Genomic DNA, 13,792 nt, shown 5'->3' on the forward strand with positions numbered 1-13,792 from the left:
GGCGGTCGATGAGCGAGGATCTTTCCCATGCACCCGGCACGGCTCGACTCTCCGCCCCGTCGCCCCCGATCCGCACGTCCGCTCGCGGCACCCGTCCCGGCCCTGACCCTCGGCTCCGTCGTACTGACCCTCCTCGTGGCACTCCGGTGGGGTCCGCTGATGGATCTCGACCGCGCCGTCGCACGCTCGCTGCACGAGCGGGCCCTCGACGATCCCGGGCTCACCCACGCCGCCCGTGTCCTGACCGACTGGGTGTGGGACCCGTGGACCATGCGGGCCCTGTGCGCCGTGGTCGTCCTCGCGCTCGTGTGGCGGCTGCGGGACTGGGTGCTCGCCGGATGGGTCGCCGCCACCTGCCTGGTCGGGACGCTCCTGCAACAGGGCCTGAAGGCGGCCCTCGACCGGCCGCGCCCGGTGTGGCGCGAGCCGGTCGACTCGGCGCACTACGCGGCGTACCCCTCGGGGCACGCGATGACGGCGGCCGTCGTGTGCGGGCTCGTGCTGTGGCTGCTGCGGCGGTACGGGGCCGGGCCCGCGCTCTGGTACCCCGCGCTCGTCCTCGCCGTGGTGTCGGTGCTCGGCGTCGGCCTGACCCGGCTGTGGCTCGGCGTGCACTGGCCTTCGGACGTGCTCGGCGGCTGGCTGCTCGGGGCGCTGACGGTGGCGCTGGCCACGGCGGCGTACGACAGGTGGGCGGCGCCCAACGCCCGTGCTTGACCCGAGAGTTCGCCGGGCCCGAGGATCGGCCGTATGACGATCAAAGCCGTGCTCTTCGACTTCTCCGGGACGCTCTTTCGCATCGAGTCCGCCGACTCCTGGCTGCGCGCCGTGCTCGACGACGCCGAACTGACCATGCCGGACGAGGAGTTCGTACGCGCGGCCCGTGGCCTGGCGGACGTCGGCGCGAGCCCCGGCGGCACCACGCACCAGCCGCACGTCCCCGAGCACCTGGCCGAGCTCATCGCCGTCCGCGACGTCGACGCCTCGCGGCACCGCGCCGCGTACACGGGCCTGGCCCGCGAGGTGGCGCTGCCGGACGACCGCCTCTACGACGCCCTGTACGACCGGCACATGACGCCCGCCGCGTGGCGGCCCTACCCCGACGCCCGCGAGGTGCTGGCCGCGCTGCGCGAGCGCGGCGTCCCGGTGGCCGTGGTCAGCAACATCGGCTGGGACCCGCGCCCCGTCTTCGTCGAGCACGGCCTCGACCCGTACGTCGACGCGTACGTCCTGTCGTACCGGCACGGCGTCACGAAGCCGGACCCGCGGCTGTTCGCGGCGGCCTGCGAGGAGTTGGGCGTCGCGCCCGGTGACGCGCTGATGGTCGGCGACGACCGGCGCGCGGACGGCGGGGCGGCGGAGCTCGGCTGCGCGCTGCACTTCGTGGACCACCTGCCGGTGGACGAACGGCCGGGCGGGCTTCGGCCGGTGCTCGACCTGATCTGAGCAGGTGTCACGAACGAGGCGCCGCACGACACGGCCGTATTCGGACGATCCCCCGCGTCGCCCGAATACGGCCGGACGGGTGTTCGTGACCTTGGCGTTCTCTGGCTTCTGCCTGGCCAGACACTGATTCGCGCCGCGTTGCTCCGGCTTCGTTGGGCGTTGCTCCGGATTGCGTTTGGGAGATCGTCTCCCAGGAATCTCCCACGGAGAGGTTGTGTGCCAGGAGTGGCGGCTCCCCCGATGCGCATATCGGGGGAGCCGCTCCGCGTCGGCGGCCACACTGGGGGGCGCCCATGAGGCGGCCCGCCGACACGTCTTCCCCGTCAGGTGTCCCATCCTGCCTAACGGATGCCGTGGCCTGGAGGTATTCACCCTTTCGAGCGAACACAGGTTCGAATCACCCACACTACCCCTGGCCCTGCGGCATATGCCGCAGGGCTGCTGGAGTCTTCACGAATCGCCCTCGCCTGGTCATCGAACTTCCATGATCGAAGAATGCCCGATATACCGGGCTGACTTGTGATCATGAAACTCAGAGCTTTGTCGGGTGACCCGATCCGATGACGACGCCTGGCTGCTCGCCGAGCGCCGCGCCATCGGTGACCGCATCCGCGCCATCCGCCTGGATCTCAACCTCACCCAGGAGCAGGTATTCCTGGCCGTCCCGGTGAGCCGTAGCGTCTATCAGGGGATCGAATCAGGTCACGGTAATCCGACCATCGCGACCCTCCTCCGGATCGCGCGCGTGCTGCACGTACACGTCACGGACCTCCTGCGGTAGCGGACTTGTCCGCCGAGCGGGGGCCGGGCTCAGCGTTCTTACTTTCGCGTTCAACGTCATATGCGGGAAGCGCGCATAGTGCAAGAGTGAGCGCACTCCGTTCACACCCGTGTGTGACCAGCAGTCACGCTCAGGGGCGAGACGCGCGTCAGTCGAACTGTGTCTCACCGTCACGCCGCGGCCACCACACGCCCGGCCGGCGCCCCGTCGAGTCGGTGACGCCGACGAGGTAGTTGTGGTGGTCGCCGTCGTGTCGAGGCAGGCGCGTGCAGCGGATGACGTCGTCGGGTTTCCGGATGTAGCAGACGTGGGTGATCTCGACGCGGTGCTCGGTCATGACTGGCCCCCGTCGTCGCGCCGGTAGCGGGGCGCGTCCTTTGTGCAGGCGTAGATGGCGGTGCCGACGCCGCTCGACGAGAAAGCCCTCGCGACCACTACGGCATCGCGGGTGAGGTTGCCGCAGTGGCAGCAGACTTGGGGCTCTATGGCGGTGGCGGGGTGCTGGCTAGGCTGGTCCATGTCGACGCTCCACTCCGTCGGCCTGCCCCCGGTCCGTGGTCGCGGATGCGGGGGTGTTTGCGTGGTGAACCACCGTACTACCCCCTGCTAGCCCTGGGGGTGGCTATGGCAGGTGGGCGGCAGTCGCCTACCGTCCGGTACCATGATCATCGATAGGGAGGGGCCCGTTCCCCCGTACCGGCAGATCGCCGATGACCTGCGCCGGAAGATTGAGGACGGAACGATCCCTCCGGGGCGGCGCATCCCGTCGATGGTGGAGTTGGAACAGGAGTACGGCGTCGCCCGCGACACCCTCCGCAAGGCCACCCGAGTACTGAAGGATGAGGGCCTGGTCGAGACCGTCACCGGCATGGGCATCTTCGTCATCGGCCGGTGATCGGTATATGCCGGATTCCTGTCGCCTCTGGATCACTGTCAGTGGCGGCGACTAACGTTCTCCACATGATCCCCACTCCCCCGGCCGAGGAGCCCGTGCGCTCTGCTGACGCGGTCAACGCGGAGATCCGCACGCTCGTCGAGTCGTGTGGCGGCTGGCTGTACGGGGAGACTCGCGCCCGCTACGAGGTACTGATCGTGGAGTGGGCAGCGGCGGTGCGTGGGGAGATCGTGGAGGCGGCGTAAAATCCGGTCGTGAGCGATGAACCAACCCCGGAGATGATCCAGCTACAGCAGGCTGCCGACGACGCGAACCGTAAGGTGCGCGAGCTGCAGGAACGATTCGGTCCCCCGAGCGCCGGTGACGGCTGGACCGAGGAGCAGCACGCCGAGTGGCAGGCTGCATGGGATGCATGGCTTGAGGCCGCAACGACCGCCCGGACGTCGATTCCGCAGACGTTGGAGATGACCGTGAAGAAGATCGTGCGGCACCCGGAGTTGGCGACCGACGCGGCGTAGCTGCTAGTGATCTACTAACTGGCCCCAGAGTGGTAGATCACGAGCGTCAAGACTCAGGCCCCGCCGGGTCGTCATCCGGCGGGGCTTTCGAGTAGCCGCGCGCAGCCAGCAGCGCGGATAAGTACGGTCAGCGTAGCCGCGGGGACTGACAACACTGGGGCTACGGCCAGGCTTTCAGCGTCTCACCAGTCTCGGTGTCGACGAGGAAGATGCGGGCGGTGCCGTGACCGTGGTCGCCAATCCAATCGCGGAACTTCTTGTCCGCAGTCGCAGGCTTCTCCCACCAGCCGGTCGCAACCGTGGCGCCGTCGACGGTGAGGGTGAGCCTGTATCTGCCTGCCGAGTCCATGACGGCATCGTCTCCCCTGGTCGTGATCGATAGATGCCAAGCATAGAATCGAACGTATGCACGACCTGAACCCGGAGGCGCGCCTCGCGAAACATCGCGCCGTCGAAGCGTGGCTGGAGTACCAGCTCGCGCAGACTCGGAAGGCGATCGCCGAGCTGGAGAAGAAGGCCGCCGACTGGGAGCGCATGAAGGAGGCCTCCTACCGGGAGCGACGCTTCACCATCGAACCCGCCCGCACCGAAGACGGGCCCGACATCCTCCACCGCGGCGGCTGTCAAAAGAACCCTGGAGCCGTCGACTACTACCTCCCCGAAGAACTCGCCTGGGAGGTAGGAGCCGACCAGCGGCAGCTCGCCCCGTGCGAGACGTGCAACCCCATGCCCGGACTGCGCGGACACCGAATGCGCCGCATCGAATCCGACGAAGGGGCGTGACGGCCGGCCGGAGTAGCCGCACAGGCCGACCCGCCGCAGGGCAACGAGCCTGGACTCGTGGAGTATCCCGTCGCTGTCGCGCTCGCCGAGAACGTCGCCGCCCTGCCCACCGTGGGCGCGCGGCCACCGGCTCAGCAGGATTGTCAGTGTCGTGATCCATGATTGTCGGCATGGCGATCACCATGGATGACTACGGGCTGACCTGGACCGATGCGGAAGGCAGAAACCATGCCTCTGTCTGTCACTACGACAAGAAGAGCGCCGACGACCGCAAGGCCGAACTCGAAGCCGACGGCTGCACCAACGTCGAGGTCGTGCCCGTCAAGGTCGGGCAGGTGCTCGAGCCGAAAGACTGACGCACGAGCGCCCCGCCTCCACGGGGTGAGAGGCGGGGCGCTGAGTTCACGCGGAGTCTGTGACCCTTGGCCTCACAGCACAGGCGTCGCGTGCCGCCTTCGGTCGTCCCCGTCGCCGGCGACTTCCTACACGGGCCCTGAGGGCCTTCCCCTGCCGGGTCGGCGTTCGCGTCATGCCGTAGGCCTGGTGTCCCGGGAGGTGGTCGCGGACCACCCACACCAGACGGAAGCCGCCTACACCGCCAACCGTGGACGGTTCAGCTGCTACAGCCACAATGCCAGAACTGGCTACCTACGTGCGGCAGTTGCCCCGACGAGCATCACCGATCCGAACAACGCCGGCGCCCACAGCATGAGCGGGTCCCCGCTCCTCACGCCGAGCACCCAGCACACCATCGACGCGGCGCCGGTGGCCGCGAGCAGCGGCACCGTCGCACGGCGCACCGTCGCCCAAGCCCGCTCGTTCAACCGCCAGTACGCGCGGCCAGCCCGCAGTACGAGATTCATGAACCCAGGATGGCAGAACGCTCGCCATGACGGGGGGTGCATGGCGGGCGCACCGGCAGTGTTGCACGAGGTGCCGACGGACTAGCAGATGTTCCGTCGTTGAGCCTCGCTGCGGATCCAGACGGCCAACTTCTGTGCTCGGACGGCCCGTTCCCGCTGCACCTCCGTGAGGTGGCTCGGCAGGGGATGCGGCTCGCCCCTGAAGTCGACGAACATGTCGGCCTTCCACGTGAGCGGCAGCATGTCGGCGCTGCCGTAGACGTCTGCCCAGCTGATGCGGTGCCCGGACGGCGGGCAGCAGATATCGGCGTGCGCGGTGGCGAGAAGTTCGTGTGCTTCCTCGCCACCGAGATCGGTCTCGTGCGGCTCACCGAGGTAGCGCGAGATGAACTTGGCGGCGTTCACGCGGGGTGCGTACATGTGAGTCCTCCCAGACTCGATCTGTTCCAGGCCCCGCGCCTGCCAACACGGTAGGGCACGTTGAGCGTTCTGTCTCAAGCGCCTTCCCCAGCTTCAGCCTGGGGCTAAGCGAACTTGGCGATCACGGCATCGGCGTACCTTCGGAGAGCCTTGTGGTAACAGCGCTTACAGAGCTTGCGTGGGTCGCCGCCCCGCCTTCCCTTGCTCTTGTGCTGGCAGGTGCCCTTGATGCCCTCTCCGATGATGCGGAGCGCCTCCTCGTTCTTGGCCTCCTCATCGGGGAAGTTGTCTGCTCGCCCGAGCCCCAATTCTGTACACAACGCCTCTCCGCCGGGCGACAGGGGTGTCTTGAGAGCCAGGGTCGTGGGGCAGATTCGGTCCAGCTCCGTCAAGGCCAGCTTCGCCAGTCCCTGGCCTCGGTGTTCCGGCCGAACGTAGATCAACTCCACAGAGCGTCGGCCCCAGTCCAGTGACACGAACCCAGCGTTCGCGCCATCTCGGCGGATGAACGACGTTACGAGGTAGTCGGCTACCGGGCTCCCGAAGGCGAGCTCACCGATCCGCTCGTGCTCCTCGATGAGGTAGTCGGTGTACATCTCCTTGAGGCTGGCAAGATCGCTGCCCTTCGAGGAGACGTACCCTTCCAGCGTGACGTTCTCGGCAAGTTGCATCGCCATGTCGTTCTCCACGTTGTCCGGGTCAAAGCCCGATGTCTTCGGATGCCGCGTCAGTCCACTTGTCGGCTTCGCGAATGTAGCCCCAGAAGGCCGGGCTGTTCTCTGCGTGTCCGGACTGTGCCCGGATCTTCTCTTCGCGCTTGCCTGCCTTGCGACTGGTGGTGATGAACCCGGATCGCATGCTGTGGCCGGTCAACCGGACGGCGACGCCTACGCGTTCGGCGTTGCGGGCGATGATCTCGCGGACGGCTTCCGGGGAGAGGGCTCGGTTGCCGAGGTGCCCCCACACGTCGATGGGCAGAAAGGCGGGCCCGCTCGTGACGCCAGACGCGGCGCGCCAGGTGAGCCATGCGCGGACGGGGCAGGTTTCGGCGTTCTTGCCGTAGCTGACGACGACATCGCGGGGCGGACGTCCCTTCACGGCGGGGACGTGGACCTCCAGGCCCTGGCTCACGTGGACGATGGACTCTGCCCGCAGTTCGGCGACCTCGGCGGATCGTCCCGCGATGCCGAAGGCCATGAGCCAGAGGGCTCGGTCTCGGAGTCCGGCGAGCCCGTTGGCGACGGCGGCGTTCATCTGCCGGAGATGCTCGGGCGTGACGGCAGCGGCCTTCCCTCTACCGCGCGCCATGCGTTCGGGGTCGTTCTTCATCGGCTTGAGCGCTTGCCGTGCGGCGACGGTGGCGACCTTCGGGACTTCGGCGCCGAGCCCGCGCGCGGTGACGGTGACCCCGGTGATCCTGCGGTCGATGCTGGTCGGCGCGGCGAGCTTGATCGTGTCGAGCCAGACGACGAACCCGACCAGCGTCCCCTTGGTGACGTCAGTCAACGCGAGCCGGTGGCCCGTCTGCTCGGCGAGCCAGTCGTGGAACTCGGTCCAGAGCGCCCAGTCGTTGGCGTAGCCGCGCTTCGTGTTGTTGGGGCGGATGGCGTCGAGGTGCTGTTCGGCGGCCTGCTCCATCGCGGCGAGGACAGCGAGGGTTGCGGCGTCACGGACGGCAGGGGTGCCGTCCGGCTGGTGCGGGATGAGGTCGGTCACGGCTGGTACTCCTCGACCACTCCGAGAATCGCCGTGAGTTGCTGCCGATACCCGCACGGGAACTCGCCGACGCCACAAGCATAAACGGTGGCCGCCCGCCAGAGTTCCTCTCCGGTCTCGGGGTCCCTGCTGACGCCGTCCGTGACCCAAGTGAGGGTTGGTCGGTGCCAGGAGAGGGCGAGACGGGCGACGTCCTTCAACTGGCTCACACCGTCGGGACGTTTCTCGGCGCGCTCGATGAGTTCCGGGAGCGGGTCGTAGGGCTCCGTCATGGTCAGCCCGCCTTCCGTCGGTCTTCGAGGCGGGGTACGTCGAGCGCTTGGTGGTCCGCGCGGTCCGCTGCCGCGAGTAGGGACATGGCGAGTTGCCGGGCGTCGGAGGCATAGAGCGGAACGAAGTCGACGCCGGGATACATCGATTCAGGAGTGGAGACATACACCAGCCCGTCGGCGGTGTCCTGCTCGTCCACGGTGCGGATCACCCACACCTTCTCCTTGGTGCCGCCCGGTGGCGTCATCTCGCGCAGATCCCACTCGTGGCCGGGCCACTGGTGATCGGGCGGGTTGATGCGGGTCGGCTTGGGGCGCTCGGCGCTGCCAGCCATGGAAGTGAGGCGCTGAAGTTCGCGGCGGATCTCTCCGAGTGTCAGGTCATCAGCCATAGCTAATTGTACCGTTCTGTCGCCCGCGATATGGCATGTTATCAAGAGCTATACAGCCCAACTCGGGGCCAGGCACGGCGAATCGCCCCCGTCCCCTGCCGGTTGGCAGAGGGCGGGGGCGATCGTGTCACAGGGCCTTGTCGGGCAGCGTCTTGTCCGGCGGGCTGTTCTTCGCGGCGATCCATCTGGTGACGGCGGCGATGTCGGCGGGGTTGAGGCGGGCGAGTGCGTTGATGGCTTGCTCGTCGTCTGGTGTCTTGGTGACGCCTGCGTCGGTGAGTGCGCTGGTGAGTGTGGCCCGGTTTTCCTGCGCCTGTGTGGTCTGATCGGGGGGCACTGTGGGGGCTGGAGGTTCGGGTACGGGCTGCGGTTCAGCGAGGCCGAGCTGCACGAGGCTGCTCATGTCGGCGGCAGACTCGTCAGGGCGGCGGTAGATCGGTTGCGGGTCGGGCACAGCGGCTCCTACATGTACTGGCGGCGGGTCGGGTCCAACGCGGCTGCCTGCGGTGCGGTTTGGTCGTCGCCGGGGGTCGCGTCTCGGCGGCACACCAGGGCGTCCGGGTCGGTGGGCGGCGGCTGGAGGGAGTAGCCGTCGGGGCAGGTCTGCCCGTCGCGGCCGTCCTTGCCGTCCGCCCCGTTCTTGCCGTCGGCGCCGGCCGGCCCGGGGTCGCCCTTCGGGCCCGCAGGCCCGGGTTCACCCTGGGAGCCCTGGGCTCCTTGCTCGCCCTGGGAACCCTGCTCGCCTGCGACGCCGGGCGATCCGCCGGCGCCGGGTTCGCCTGTCTTGCCGTCGTCTCCGTTGGAGCCGCTCTTGCCGGGTGAGCCTGATGGGCCGGGGTTGCCGCGGTCGCCCTTCTCGCCCTTGGTTCCTTGGGGCCCGGACACGGACTTGCCTGCTTCGCCGCGTGGTCCTGCGACGGGTTTGCCCCCCAGTTCGCGGACTTGCTGGCTGAGCGCGGCGACGTCGATGTCCTTCTGCTTGATGTCGTGCGCCATGCCCTGGATGGTCAGAACGATCCAGGCGAACACGGCTCCGAGGGCCAGCGCGGCGAGTACTGCGAGAAGGTCTCCGCGGCGCCAGCGTCGTTCGTCTGCGCGGATCTCAGAGCGTGTCACGACCCAGACCCCCGCATCAGCAGAATGACGACTGGTAGCAGGATGCCGACGAGCGGCACGATGACCGCGCCGATCAGCCAGCGGCGGGTCGCGACGAGCTTCTCGGCGTCCTTCTCTCGCAGGGTCTCCAGGGTGGTGACGCGTGCGGCGAGGGCGTTGTGCCGAAGGTCGTAGATCTGCTGGTCGACCTTCTTCTCAAGGTTCTTGCCGAGGCCTTGAATGTCGTCGCGGACGTCGGTGAACCGGTCCTCGAAGCGTCGGACGACCTCGCCGAGGGTCGGCTCATCGGGCACGTGGTGCTCCTACGGTCGGTCAGACGCTGGTCGGCTTCGCGGGTGCAGCGGCGGGTGAGACCTGGCCGCGGGTGACGAGTCCGAGGACGGCGAGGACGGCGGCGTTGAGGGCGCCGACGGTTTCGGCGGAGACATCGAGGCCGTATGCGGCGAGGAGTGCGACGGCGGCGGCGACGAGCCCGGTGAACGCGCTGGGCGCGATCGGTCGGGTGACCGCTGCTGCTGCCGCGGCGAACACTGCGGAGATGGCGGCGACGATCGCGCCCGCCTGCTCGGAGCTGAGCCCGAAGTTGAAGGAGACGATCAGCGACAGGGCGGCGCTGATGACAGCGATGATGAGTGCCGGTTCACGGCCGAAGATCTTCATGGGGTTCTCGTTTCCTGTTCGGCGAGCCAGCGCCGGACGGTCTGGTTGTGGCGGGCGTCAGCAAGCGCGTTGTGCACCGCACCCTCCTGCGCGGGGAGTTGGTCAGAGGCGAAGCCGAGGCGACGCAACTCCTGCTGGATGTCGTTGGTGAACATGGGGACGCCCTCGGGGAGATCGATCATGCGACCCCACAGTTGAGCCAGCGCGACATGGTCGTAGGCGCCATAGTTGGCCCAGAGCTCGACGTCGGATCCGGCGCCGCGGATGAAGTCCATGACGTCGTCGGCGATGCGGTCGTGCCGCTTCACGACGGGGTCGGCGTAGTCGAACAGCCATCGCTGCGGCACGTGGTTGCGTCGGTCGCCTTGCCCCTTGGGGAGGTGTGGGACGACGTTGTCCATCAGCCACTTGTGCTTGCGGATCTTCCGTACTGGCATGTCCCGGTTGACGGCGTAGTACTCAGCGCCGTCGTCGCGCACCATGCCGATGGAGATCAGCTCGATGGTGCGTCCGTCCTCCAGGAACTCCAGGTCGTAGTCCAGGGCGGTCATGCGATCACCGTGAACAGGCCGGTCTTGGAGCCGAGTTGCCGCAGGGAGTCCATGCCGGGGATTCCGTCTGCTGCCCCGCCGGGCTTGGTGCTCGCGCCGGGGTACAGGTGGAGCTGCCACTTGCGGTAGGCGGTGACGGTGGTGGAGCCGAAGGATCCGTCGCCGGCGTAGGTCTTGCCGAGGTAGCCGAGTTTGACGAGGGCGGCCTCGACGAGGTTGGTGCCCGTCATGTAGGTGACGTGGCCCTGCTTGGCGCCGGGGTCGGTCTTGGCCGCGGCTATGAGCTTGGAGAGGTCGACGCGCGGCGTGGATGGGGTGGGCTGCGGCGTGGGGGCGGGCTTGCCGGGCTTCGTGGCGAGCTGCTTCTTCACGTCGGCGCGGAACACGTCCATGTCGAACGACGGGTCGACCTTGCCGGGCTGGACTTCCTTGTGCCCGGCCACCCTCTTCTCGGACCAGCCATGTGCGCGGCACAGGGCCGCGGCCCACAGGACGGCCTGCCGGTACTGGTCGGCGGGGTAGGGGTCGCGTCCGTTGCCGAGGTTTTCGATCTCCAGGCCGTACAGGCAGTCGTTGCCGTCGGTGTTGGCGGCGGTGTCCTTGGGAAGCGGGGACTTTTCGGCGATGAGCGCGTTGATGACGTGTCCGTCGACGAGTCCGGCGTGGTTGGCGCGGCCGTGTCCGATCATCCACAGGCCGTCGGTCTTGCCGAGCCAGGAGTGGCAGAGCGGGCCGGGCAGGTCGGAGCGTCCCTTGTAGCAGAGCTCCTTGTCGCCGTGGCCCGCGGTGTGGTGGATGAGGATGCCGTAGACCGGGCCGAAGGCTTTGCCGGTGGCGGAGTCGCGGTTGTGGGTGCGCCAGCCGGAGTGCTCGTGGACAGTGACGCCTTCCGCCTTGAGCTTGGCGACCATCTGGTCGGCGGACAGCGGTGTGGCCATGCGGGTCTCTCTTCTAGAAGTCGGCTGTATAGCCGACGAATTGGGCGTGCTCGAGCGGCCACGGCTGGTCGTGGTCGTGCCAGACCTCAACGCCGACGGGCTGTCCGGCGTGCCCGGCGAACGCCCAGGACACGGTCTGCCAGGAGCGGCCAGGGGTGGCGACGCGGTCGTCGGCTCCGGTGTCGTCGCGGATGCCGTGCGGGTCGCGGATGAAGCGGGACATGAACTGTCGCTGGCGGGGGTCGCCGTCGGGGATGTCGATGGCGCCCCAGCGCAGGTTGCGGAACCAGAGGAAGTCGCCGTCGAACGGCGGCCGGATCATCGACAGGTTGACGGCCATCTTGCGGTCGTTGCTGAGGATCTCCTCGTAGGTGACGAGCGTCCACTCACCCGGCTTGATGATCTGGGGCGTCTTGCCACGGTACAGCTTGCAGACGGTGGCCATGAGGGCTCCTTAGAGGCTGACGGTGACGCCATTGAAGCCGAGCCACGGCGGCTTGGCGGACGAGCTGAACCCGAAGATTTCGAGGTAACCGTCGGTCTGTATGTCGAGCTTGAGGGCGATGCGGTCGCTGCTGACGTCCGAGCAGGGGATGAGGACGGTGCGCAGTGTCTGTGGGCGGACCGCTGTCGGGAGCGCCGTCGAGTTGATGACGTAGCTGGCCGGTGGCGACGACGGGTACGAGGAGCGTGTGATCGCCCCACGGAACTGCAGCGACTCCTCGCCCGCAATGTTCAGCAGCCGGTATTGCAGGGTGCCGTTGCTGTTGCCGTTCTGCCCGAAGCCGCTCGCGAGGCTGATCGTCGTCCACGACGAGGCGCCCACGGACAGGGCGACCCAGGCGCCACCGATGCGGGCGTCGAGGCGTTTCACGTCCTGCAGGTAGGTGAGCATGCCGTCGACCGGGGACGTGATTGTGGCGCCGCGGGTGGACGCGGACGCGAACCTCATCACCCCGCGCGGAATGACGCCGGCGGCGAGTGCGGCGATCGCGCCGGGGATGTCGGGTGCGTCGGTGAGTGCCCAGAGGTCGATGCTCTGGCCGTAGGCGTCCTTCGTCGTCACGGGGTCTCCTAGCTGGTGACTGAGGTCAGGCCAGGGGCCCGAGCGTGATCCAGTTGCCGTTGCCGGACTGGGAGATGACGACCTGGTCGCCGATGACGGGGGTGGTGTCGCCCTTGAAGCGGCGGCAGACGATGCCGTCGGCGGTGACAGTTTTCGTGGTGACGGCCGACACGGTGGCGGTGCGCCAGTCCGCGCCGCGCACACTCGGGGCCCGTTCCCCCGTTCGTTGCGCGGACCGCCGGACTGCTTGGGCGAGGTCGCGCGTGATGGCATGCCCGGACGTCACGTGTCCTCCTTCGCCGAGATGGTGGTGATGGGAAAGTCGCCGCCCTCGTCCAACGGCACGCTGAACGAGGCGACTTGATGCAGTTCGCGGGTGCCGTCCGGGTGGACGACCCGCAGCACATCGCCGGGCTCCAACGCCGGGTTCGGCAGGCTGCTGAAATCCCCGCTCGCGTTGGGCGCCTTCGCGTTCACGAGTTCCAATGCCGCGGCCTGCTGGCAGGCAGCAACCGTGGTGAGCGTCGACGAGGAGATGAACTTGGGGCGCTTTCCGAACGGGCCGCCCCAGCGGGTCGGGCTGCCGGGGTCGTTGTCGACGACGAGCGCTGACACTGCGGGTGTGTCGTCGGCCGTGTTCTCCCCGCGGGCCAGCACCCCGTTGCACACGTTGTCGCTGCTCATGGCCCGGTTGCCGGAGATGTAGACGCCACCCTCGGTCGCCTCCACCGCCCACACCGGAGTCGCCGTCAGCAGATCGGGCAAGGTCGCGATGGCAAAGACGCCGTCGGCGTTCGTGTAGACCTCGGCGCCGGCCGCCGCGGCAATCTCCTGCGCGCCCGCCCACGGGTCGGCCTCGACGTCGAACGCGCGGCTCCCGATAGGGGTGTCGGTGATGTAGGAGATGACGTCGGCGCTGGGCAGGGTCCGCTGGATGAGTGCGGTGACCGCGCCGACGACCGTGCCCGTCGCCGTGTAGGGGGTCGTGAATTTGTCGTCGGCGACGGCGCACTCAAGGGCTTTTCCCTGCAGGTTCACCGGCCCGTCGCTGATGTCGCCGTCAACGCTGTCCAGCCGGAACAGCCCCAAGGAAACGAGCTCGCTGGTGCCGTCGCCGTATTCGACGCCGCGGCTGACCCGGAGCAGGGAGCCGTAGGTGGCGAGCATGTCGGTCGCCGTGCGTGGGATCAGGGACGGGTCGTGGCAGGTGATCGTGCAGGTGCGGCGGATGGCCTGCGAGCGGTCTACGGTCACGGAGCCGCCCGTGTGCTCGATATCGATGACGCGGCCGTCGGTGAGGAACAGTTGCACGCGCGTGACCGGGGTGTGGTTTTCGGTGAGACGCTGCAGGAAGCGGTCACTGACGGGGTACAACGGC

The 13,792-nt window shown here is 68.2% G+C and carries 27 protein-coding genes; 8 read left to right on the forward strand and 19 right to left on the reverse strand.

The features are described 5' to 3' along the window. Positions 1-27 precede the first annotated feature (27 nt). The 3 genes from RBJ65_RS17935 to RBJ65_RS17945 all read left to right on the forward strand — a co-directional run bounded on the left by RBJ65_RS17935 (position 28) and on the right by RBJ65_RS17945 (position 2,227). Positions 28-717: a phosphatase PAP2 family protein gene (locus tag RBJ65_RS17935; protein WP_306317172.1), complete on the forward strand. Its 690-nt coding sequence runs from the start codon at positions 28-30 to the stop codon at positions 715-717. Between the two features lie 33 nt (positions 718-750). Then, the gene (locus tag RBJ65_RS17940) at positions 751-1,446 is read left to right on the forward strand and encodes an HAD family hydrolase (protein WP_306317173.1); all 696 of its coding nucleotides are present in this window, start codon (positions 751-753) and stop codon (positions 1,444-1,446) included. A 547-nt stretch (positions 1,447-1,993) separates the two neighbouring features. Then, positions 1,994-2,227, forward strand: coding sequence for a helix-turn-helix domain-containing protein (locus tag RBJ65_RS17945; protein ID WP_306317175.1), 234 nt, complete (start codon positions 1,994-1,996; stop codon positions 2,225-2,227). Between the two features lie 148 nt (positions 2,228-2,375). Here the strand turns inward: RBJ65_RS17945 and RBJ65_RS17950 are convergent, their stop codons facing one another. Both RBJ65_RS17950 and RBJ65_RS17955 read right to left on the reverse strand, forming a co-directional pair. Beyond that, positions 2,376-2,564: a hypothetical protein gene (locus RBJ65_RS17950; RefSeq protein ID WP_306317176.1), complete on the reverse strand. Its 189-nt coding sequence runs from the start codon at positions 2,562-2,564 to the stop codon at positions 2,376-2,378. Then, positions 2,561-2,746 (reverse strand): hypothetical protein, encoded by a 186-nt coding sequence (locus RBJ65_RS17955; RefSeq protein ID WP_306317177.1) that lies wholly within the window; start codon positions 2,744-2,746, stop codon positions 2,561-2,563. Before RBJ65_RS17955 ends, RBJ65_RS17950 begins: the two co-directional genes overlap by 4 nt. Positions 2,747-2,888: 142 nt before the next feature. On the opposite strand from RBJ65_RS17955, the gene RBJ65_RS17960 reads away from it, so the two are divergent. From RBJ65_RS17960 to RBJ65_RS17970, 3 genes are all read left to right on the forward strand, one after another. Next, positions 2,889-3,122, forward strand: a complete 234-nt coding sequence (locus tag RBJ65_RS17960) for a GntR family transcriptional regulator (RefSeq protein ID WP_306317178.1) — start codon at positions 2,889-2,891, stop codon at positions 3,120-3,122. A gap of 65 nt (positions 3,123-3,187) precedes the next feature. Next, entirely contained in the window at positions 3,188-3,367 is a 180-nt protein-coding gene (locus RBJ65_RS17965; RefSeq protein ID WP_306317179.1) for a hypothetical protein, read from the forward strand. Positions 3,368-3,376: 9 nt separating this feature from the next. Continuing rightward, entirely contained in the window at positions 3,377-3,640 is a 264-nt protein-coding gene (locus RBJ65_RS17970) for a hypothetical protein (RefSeq protein WP_306317180.1), read from the forward strand. Between the two features lie 160 nt (positions 3,641-3,800). Here the strand turns inward: RBJ65_RS17970 and RBJ65_RS17975 are convergent, their stop codons facing one another. Next, on the reverse strand, positions 3,801-3,989 hold the full coding sequence (locus RBJ65_RS17975) for a hypothetical protein (RefSeq protein WP_306317181.1): 189 nt from the start codon (positions 3,987-3,989) through the stop codon (positions 3,801-3,803). A 56-nt stretch (positions 3,990-4,045) separates the two neighbouring features. Between RBJ65_RS17975 and RBJ65_RS17980 the strand changes: the two genes are divergently transcribed. Together RBJ65_RS17980 and RBJ65_RS17985 are read left to right on the forward strand one after the other, a co-directional pair. Beyond that, positions 4,046-4,423 (forward strand): hypothetical protein, encoded by a 378-nt coding sequence (locus RBJ65_RS17980; RefSeq protein WP_306317182.1) that lies wholly within the window; start codon positions 4,046-4,048, stop codon positions 4,421-4,423. Between the two features lie 170 nt (positions 4,424-4,593). Next, positions 4,594-4,779 carry a hypothetical protein gene (locus RBJ65_RS17985; protein ID WP_306317183.1) on the forward strand — a complete coding sequence of 62 codons (186 nt, stop codon included), beginning with the start codon at positions 4,594-4,596 and terminating at the stop codon, positions 4,777-4,779. A 288-nt stretch (positions 4,780-5,067) separates the two neighbouring features. On the opposite strand, the gene RBJ65_RS17990 is transcribed toward RBJ65_RS17985, so the two are convergent. The 16 genes from RBJ65_RS17990 to RBJ65_RS18065 form a co-directional block, all read right to left on the reverse strand. Then, complete coding sequence (locus tag RBJ65_RS17990) at positions 5,068-5,286, reverse strand: hypothetical protein (RefSeq protein WP_306317184.1); 219 nt, start codon at positions 5,284-5,286, stop codon at positions 5,068-5,070. 81 nt (positions 5,287-5,367) lie between these two features. Further along, on the reverse strand, positions 5,368-5,706 hold the full coding sequence (locus RBJ65_RS17995; RefSeq protein ID WP_306317185.1) for a hypothetical protein: 339 nt from the start codon (positions 5,704-5,706) through the stop codon (positions 5,368-5,370). Between the two features lie 104 nt (positions 5,707-5,810). Further along, positions 5,811-6,395: a GNAT family N-acetyltransferase gene (locus tag RBJ65_RS18000; RefSeq protein ID WP_306332153.1), complete on the reverse strand. Its 585-nt coding sequence runs from the start codon at positions 6,393-6,395 to the stop codon at positions 5,811-5,813. A gap of 10 nt (positions 6,396-6,405) precedes the next feature. Further along, on the reverse strand, positions 6,406-7,422 hold the full coding sequence (locus tag RBJ65_RS18005) for a tyrosine-type recombinase/integrase (protein ID WP_306317187.1): 1,017 nt from the start codon (positions 7,420-7,422) through the stop codon (positions 6,406-6,408). Further along, positions 7,419-7,694, reverse strand: a complete 276-nt coding sequence (locus tag RBJ65_RS18010; RefSeq protein ID WP_306317188.1) for a hypothetical protein — start codon at positions 7,692-7,694, stop codon at positions 7,419-7,421. The genes RBJ65_RS18005 and RBJ65_RS18010 overlap by 4 nt, the downstream gene beginning before the upstream one ends. A gap of 2 nt (positions 7,695-7,696) precedes the next feature. Then, positions 7,697-8,083 carry a hypothetical protein gene (locus RBJ65_RS18015; protein ID WP_306317189.1) on the reverse strand — a complete coding sequence of 129 codons (387 nt, stop codon included), beginning with the start codon at positions 8,081-8,083 and terminating at the stop codon, positions 7,697-7,699. Positions 8,084-8,210: 127 nt separating this feature from the next. Beyond that, complete coding sequence (locus tag RBJ65_RS18020) at positions 8,211-8,537, reverse strand: hypothetical protein (protein WP_306317190.1); 327 nt, start codon at positions 8,535-8,537, stop codon at positions 8,211-8,213. An 8-nt stretch (positions 8,538-8,545) separates the two neighbouring features. After that, entirely contained in the window at positions 8,546-9,199 is a 654-nt protein-coding gene (locus RBJ65_RS18025) for a collagen-like protein (protein ID WP_306317191.1), read from the reverse strand. Further along, on the reverse strand, positions 9,196-9,492 hold the full coding sequence (locus tag RBJ65_RS18030; protein WP_306317192.1) for a hypothetical protein: 297 nt from the start codon (positions 9,490-9,492) through the stop codon (positions 9,196-9,198). The genes RBJ65_RS18025 and RBJ65_RS18030 overlap by 4 nt, the downstream gene beginning before the upstream one ends. A gap of 19 nt (positions 9,493-9,511) precedes the next feature. Continuing rightward, positions 9,512-9,859: a hypothetical protein gene (locus tag RBJ65_RS18035; RefSeq protein ID WP_306317193.1), complete on the reverse strand. Its 348-nt coding sequence runs from the start codon at positions 9,857-9,859 to the stop codon at positions 9,512-9,514. Beyond that, positions 9,856-10,410 carry a 3'-5' exoribonuclease domain-containing protein gene (locus RBJ65_RS18040; RefSeq protein WP_306317194.1) on the reverse strand — a complete coding sequence of 185 codons (555 nt, stop codon included), beginning with the start codon at positions 10,408-10,410 and terminating at the stop codon, positions 9,856-9,858. The genes RBJ65_RS18035 and RBJ65_RS18040 overlap by 4 nt, the downstream gene beginning before the upstream one ends. After that, the gene (locus RBJ65_RS18045; protein WP_306317195.1) at positions 10,407-11,348 is read right to left on the reverse strand and encodes an N-acetylmuramoyl-L-alanine amidase; all 942 of its coding nucleotides are present in this window, start codon (positions 11,346-11,348) and stop codon (positions 10,407-10,409) included. The genes RBJ65_RS18040 and RBJ65_RS18045 overlap by 4 nt, the downstream gene beginning before the upstream one ends. Positions 11,349-11,361: 13 nt before the next feature. After that, positions 11,362-11,793 carry a hypothetical protein gene (locus RBJ65_RS18050; protein WP_306317196.1) on the reverse strand — a complete coding sequence of 144 codons (432 nt, stop codon included), beginning with the start codon at positions 11,791-11,793 and terminating at the stop codon, positions 11,362-11,364. A gap of 9 nt (positions 11,794-11,802) precedes the next feature. Continuing rightward, positions 11,803-12,414 (reverse strand): hypothetical protein, encoded by a 612-nt coding sequence (locus RBJ65_RS18055; RefSeq protein WP_306317197.1) that lies wholly within the window; start codon positions 12,412-12,414, stop codon positions 11,803-11,805. A gap of 25 nt (positions 12,415-12,439) precedes the next feature. Then, complete coding sequence (locus tag RBJ65_RS18060) at positions 12,440-12,700, reverse strand: hypothetical protein (protein WP_306317198.1); 261 nt, start codon at positions 12,698-12,700, stop codon at positions 12,440-12,442. Continuing rightward, positions 12,697-13,788 (reverse strand): DUF5047 domain-containing protein, encoded by a 1,092-nt coding sequence (locus RBJ65_RS18065; protein WP_306317199.1) that lies wholly within the window; start codon positions 13,786-13,788, stop codon positions 12,697-12,699. The genes RBJ65_RS18060 and RBJ65_RS18065 overlap by 4 nt, the downstream gene beginning before the upstream one ends. Positions 13,789-13,792: the final 4 nt, after the last annotated feature.

The organism is Streptomyces sp. KL109B (assembly GCF_030766935.1).
Lineage (GTDB): Bacteria > Actinomycetota > Actinomycetes > Streptomycetales > Streptomycetaceae > Streptomyces.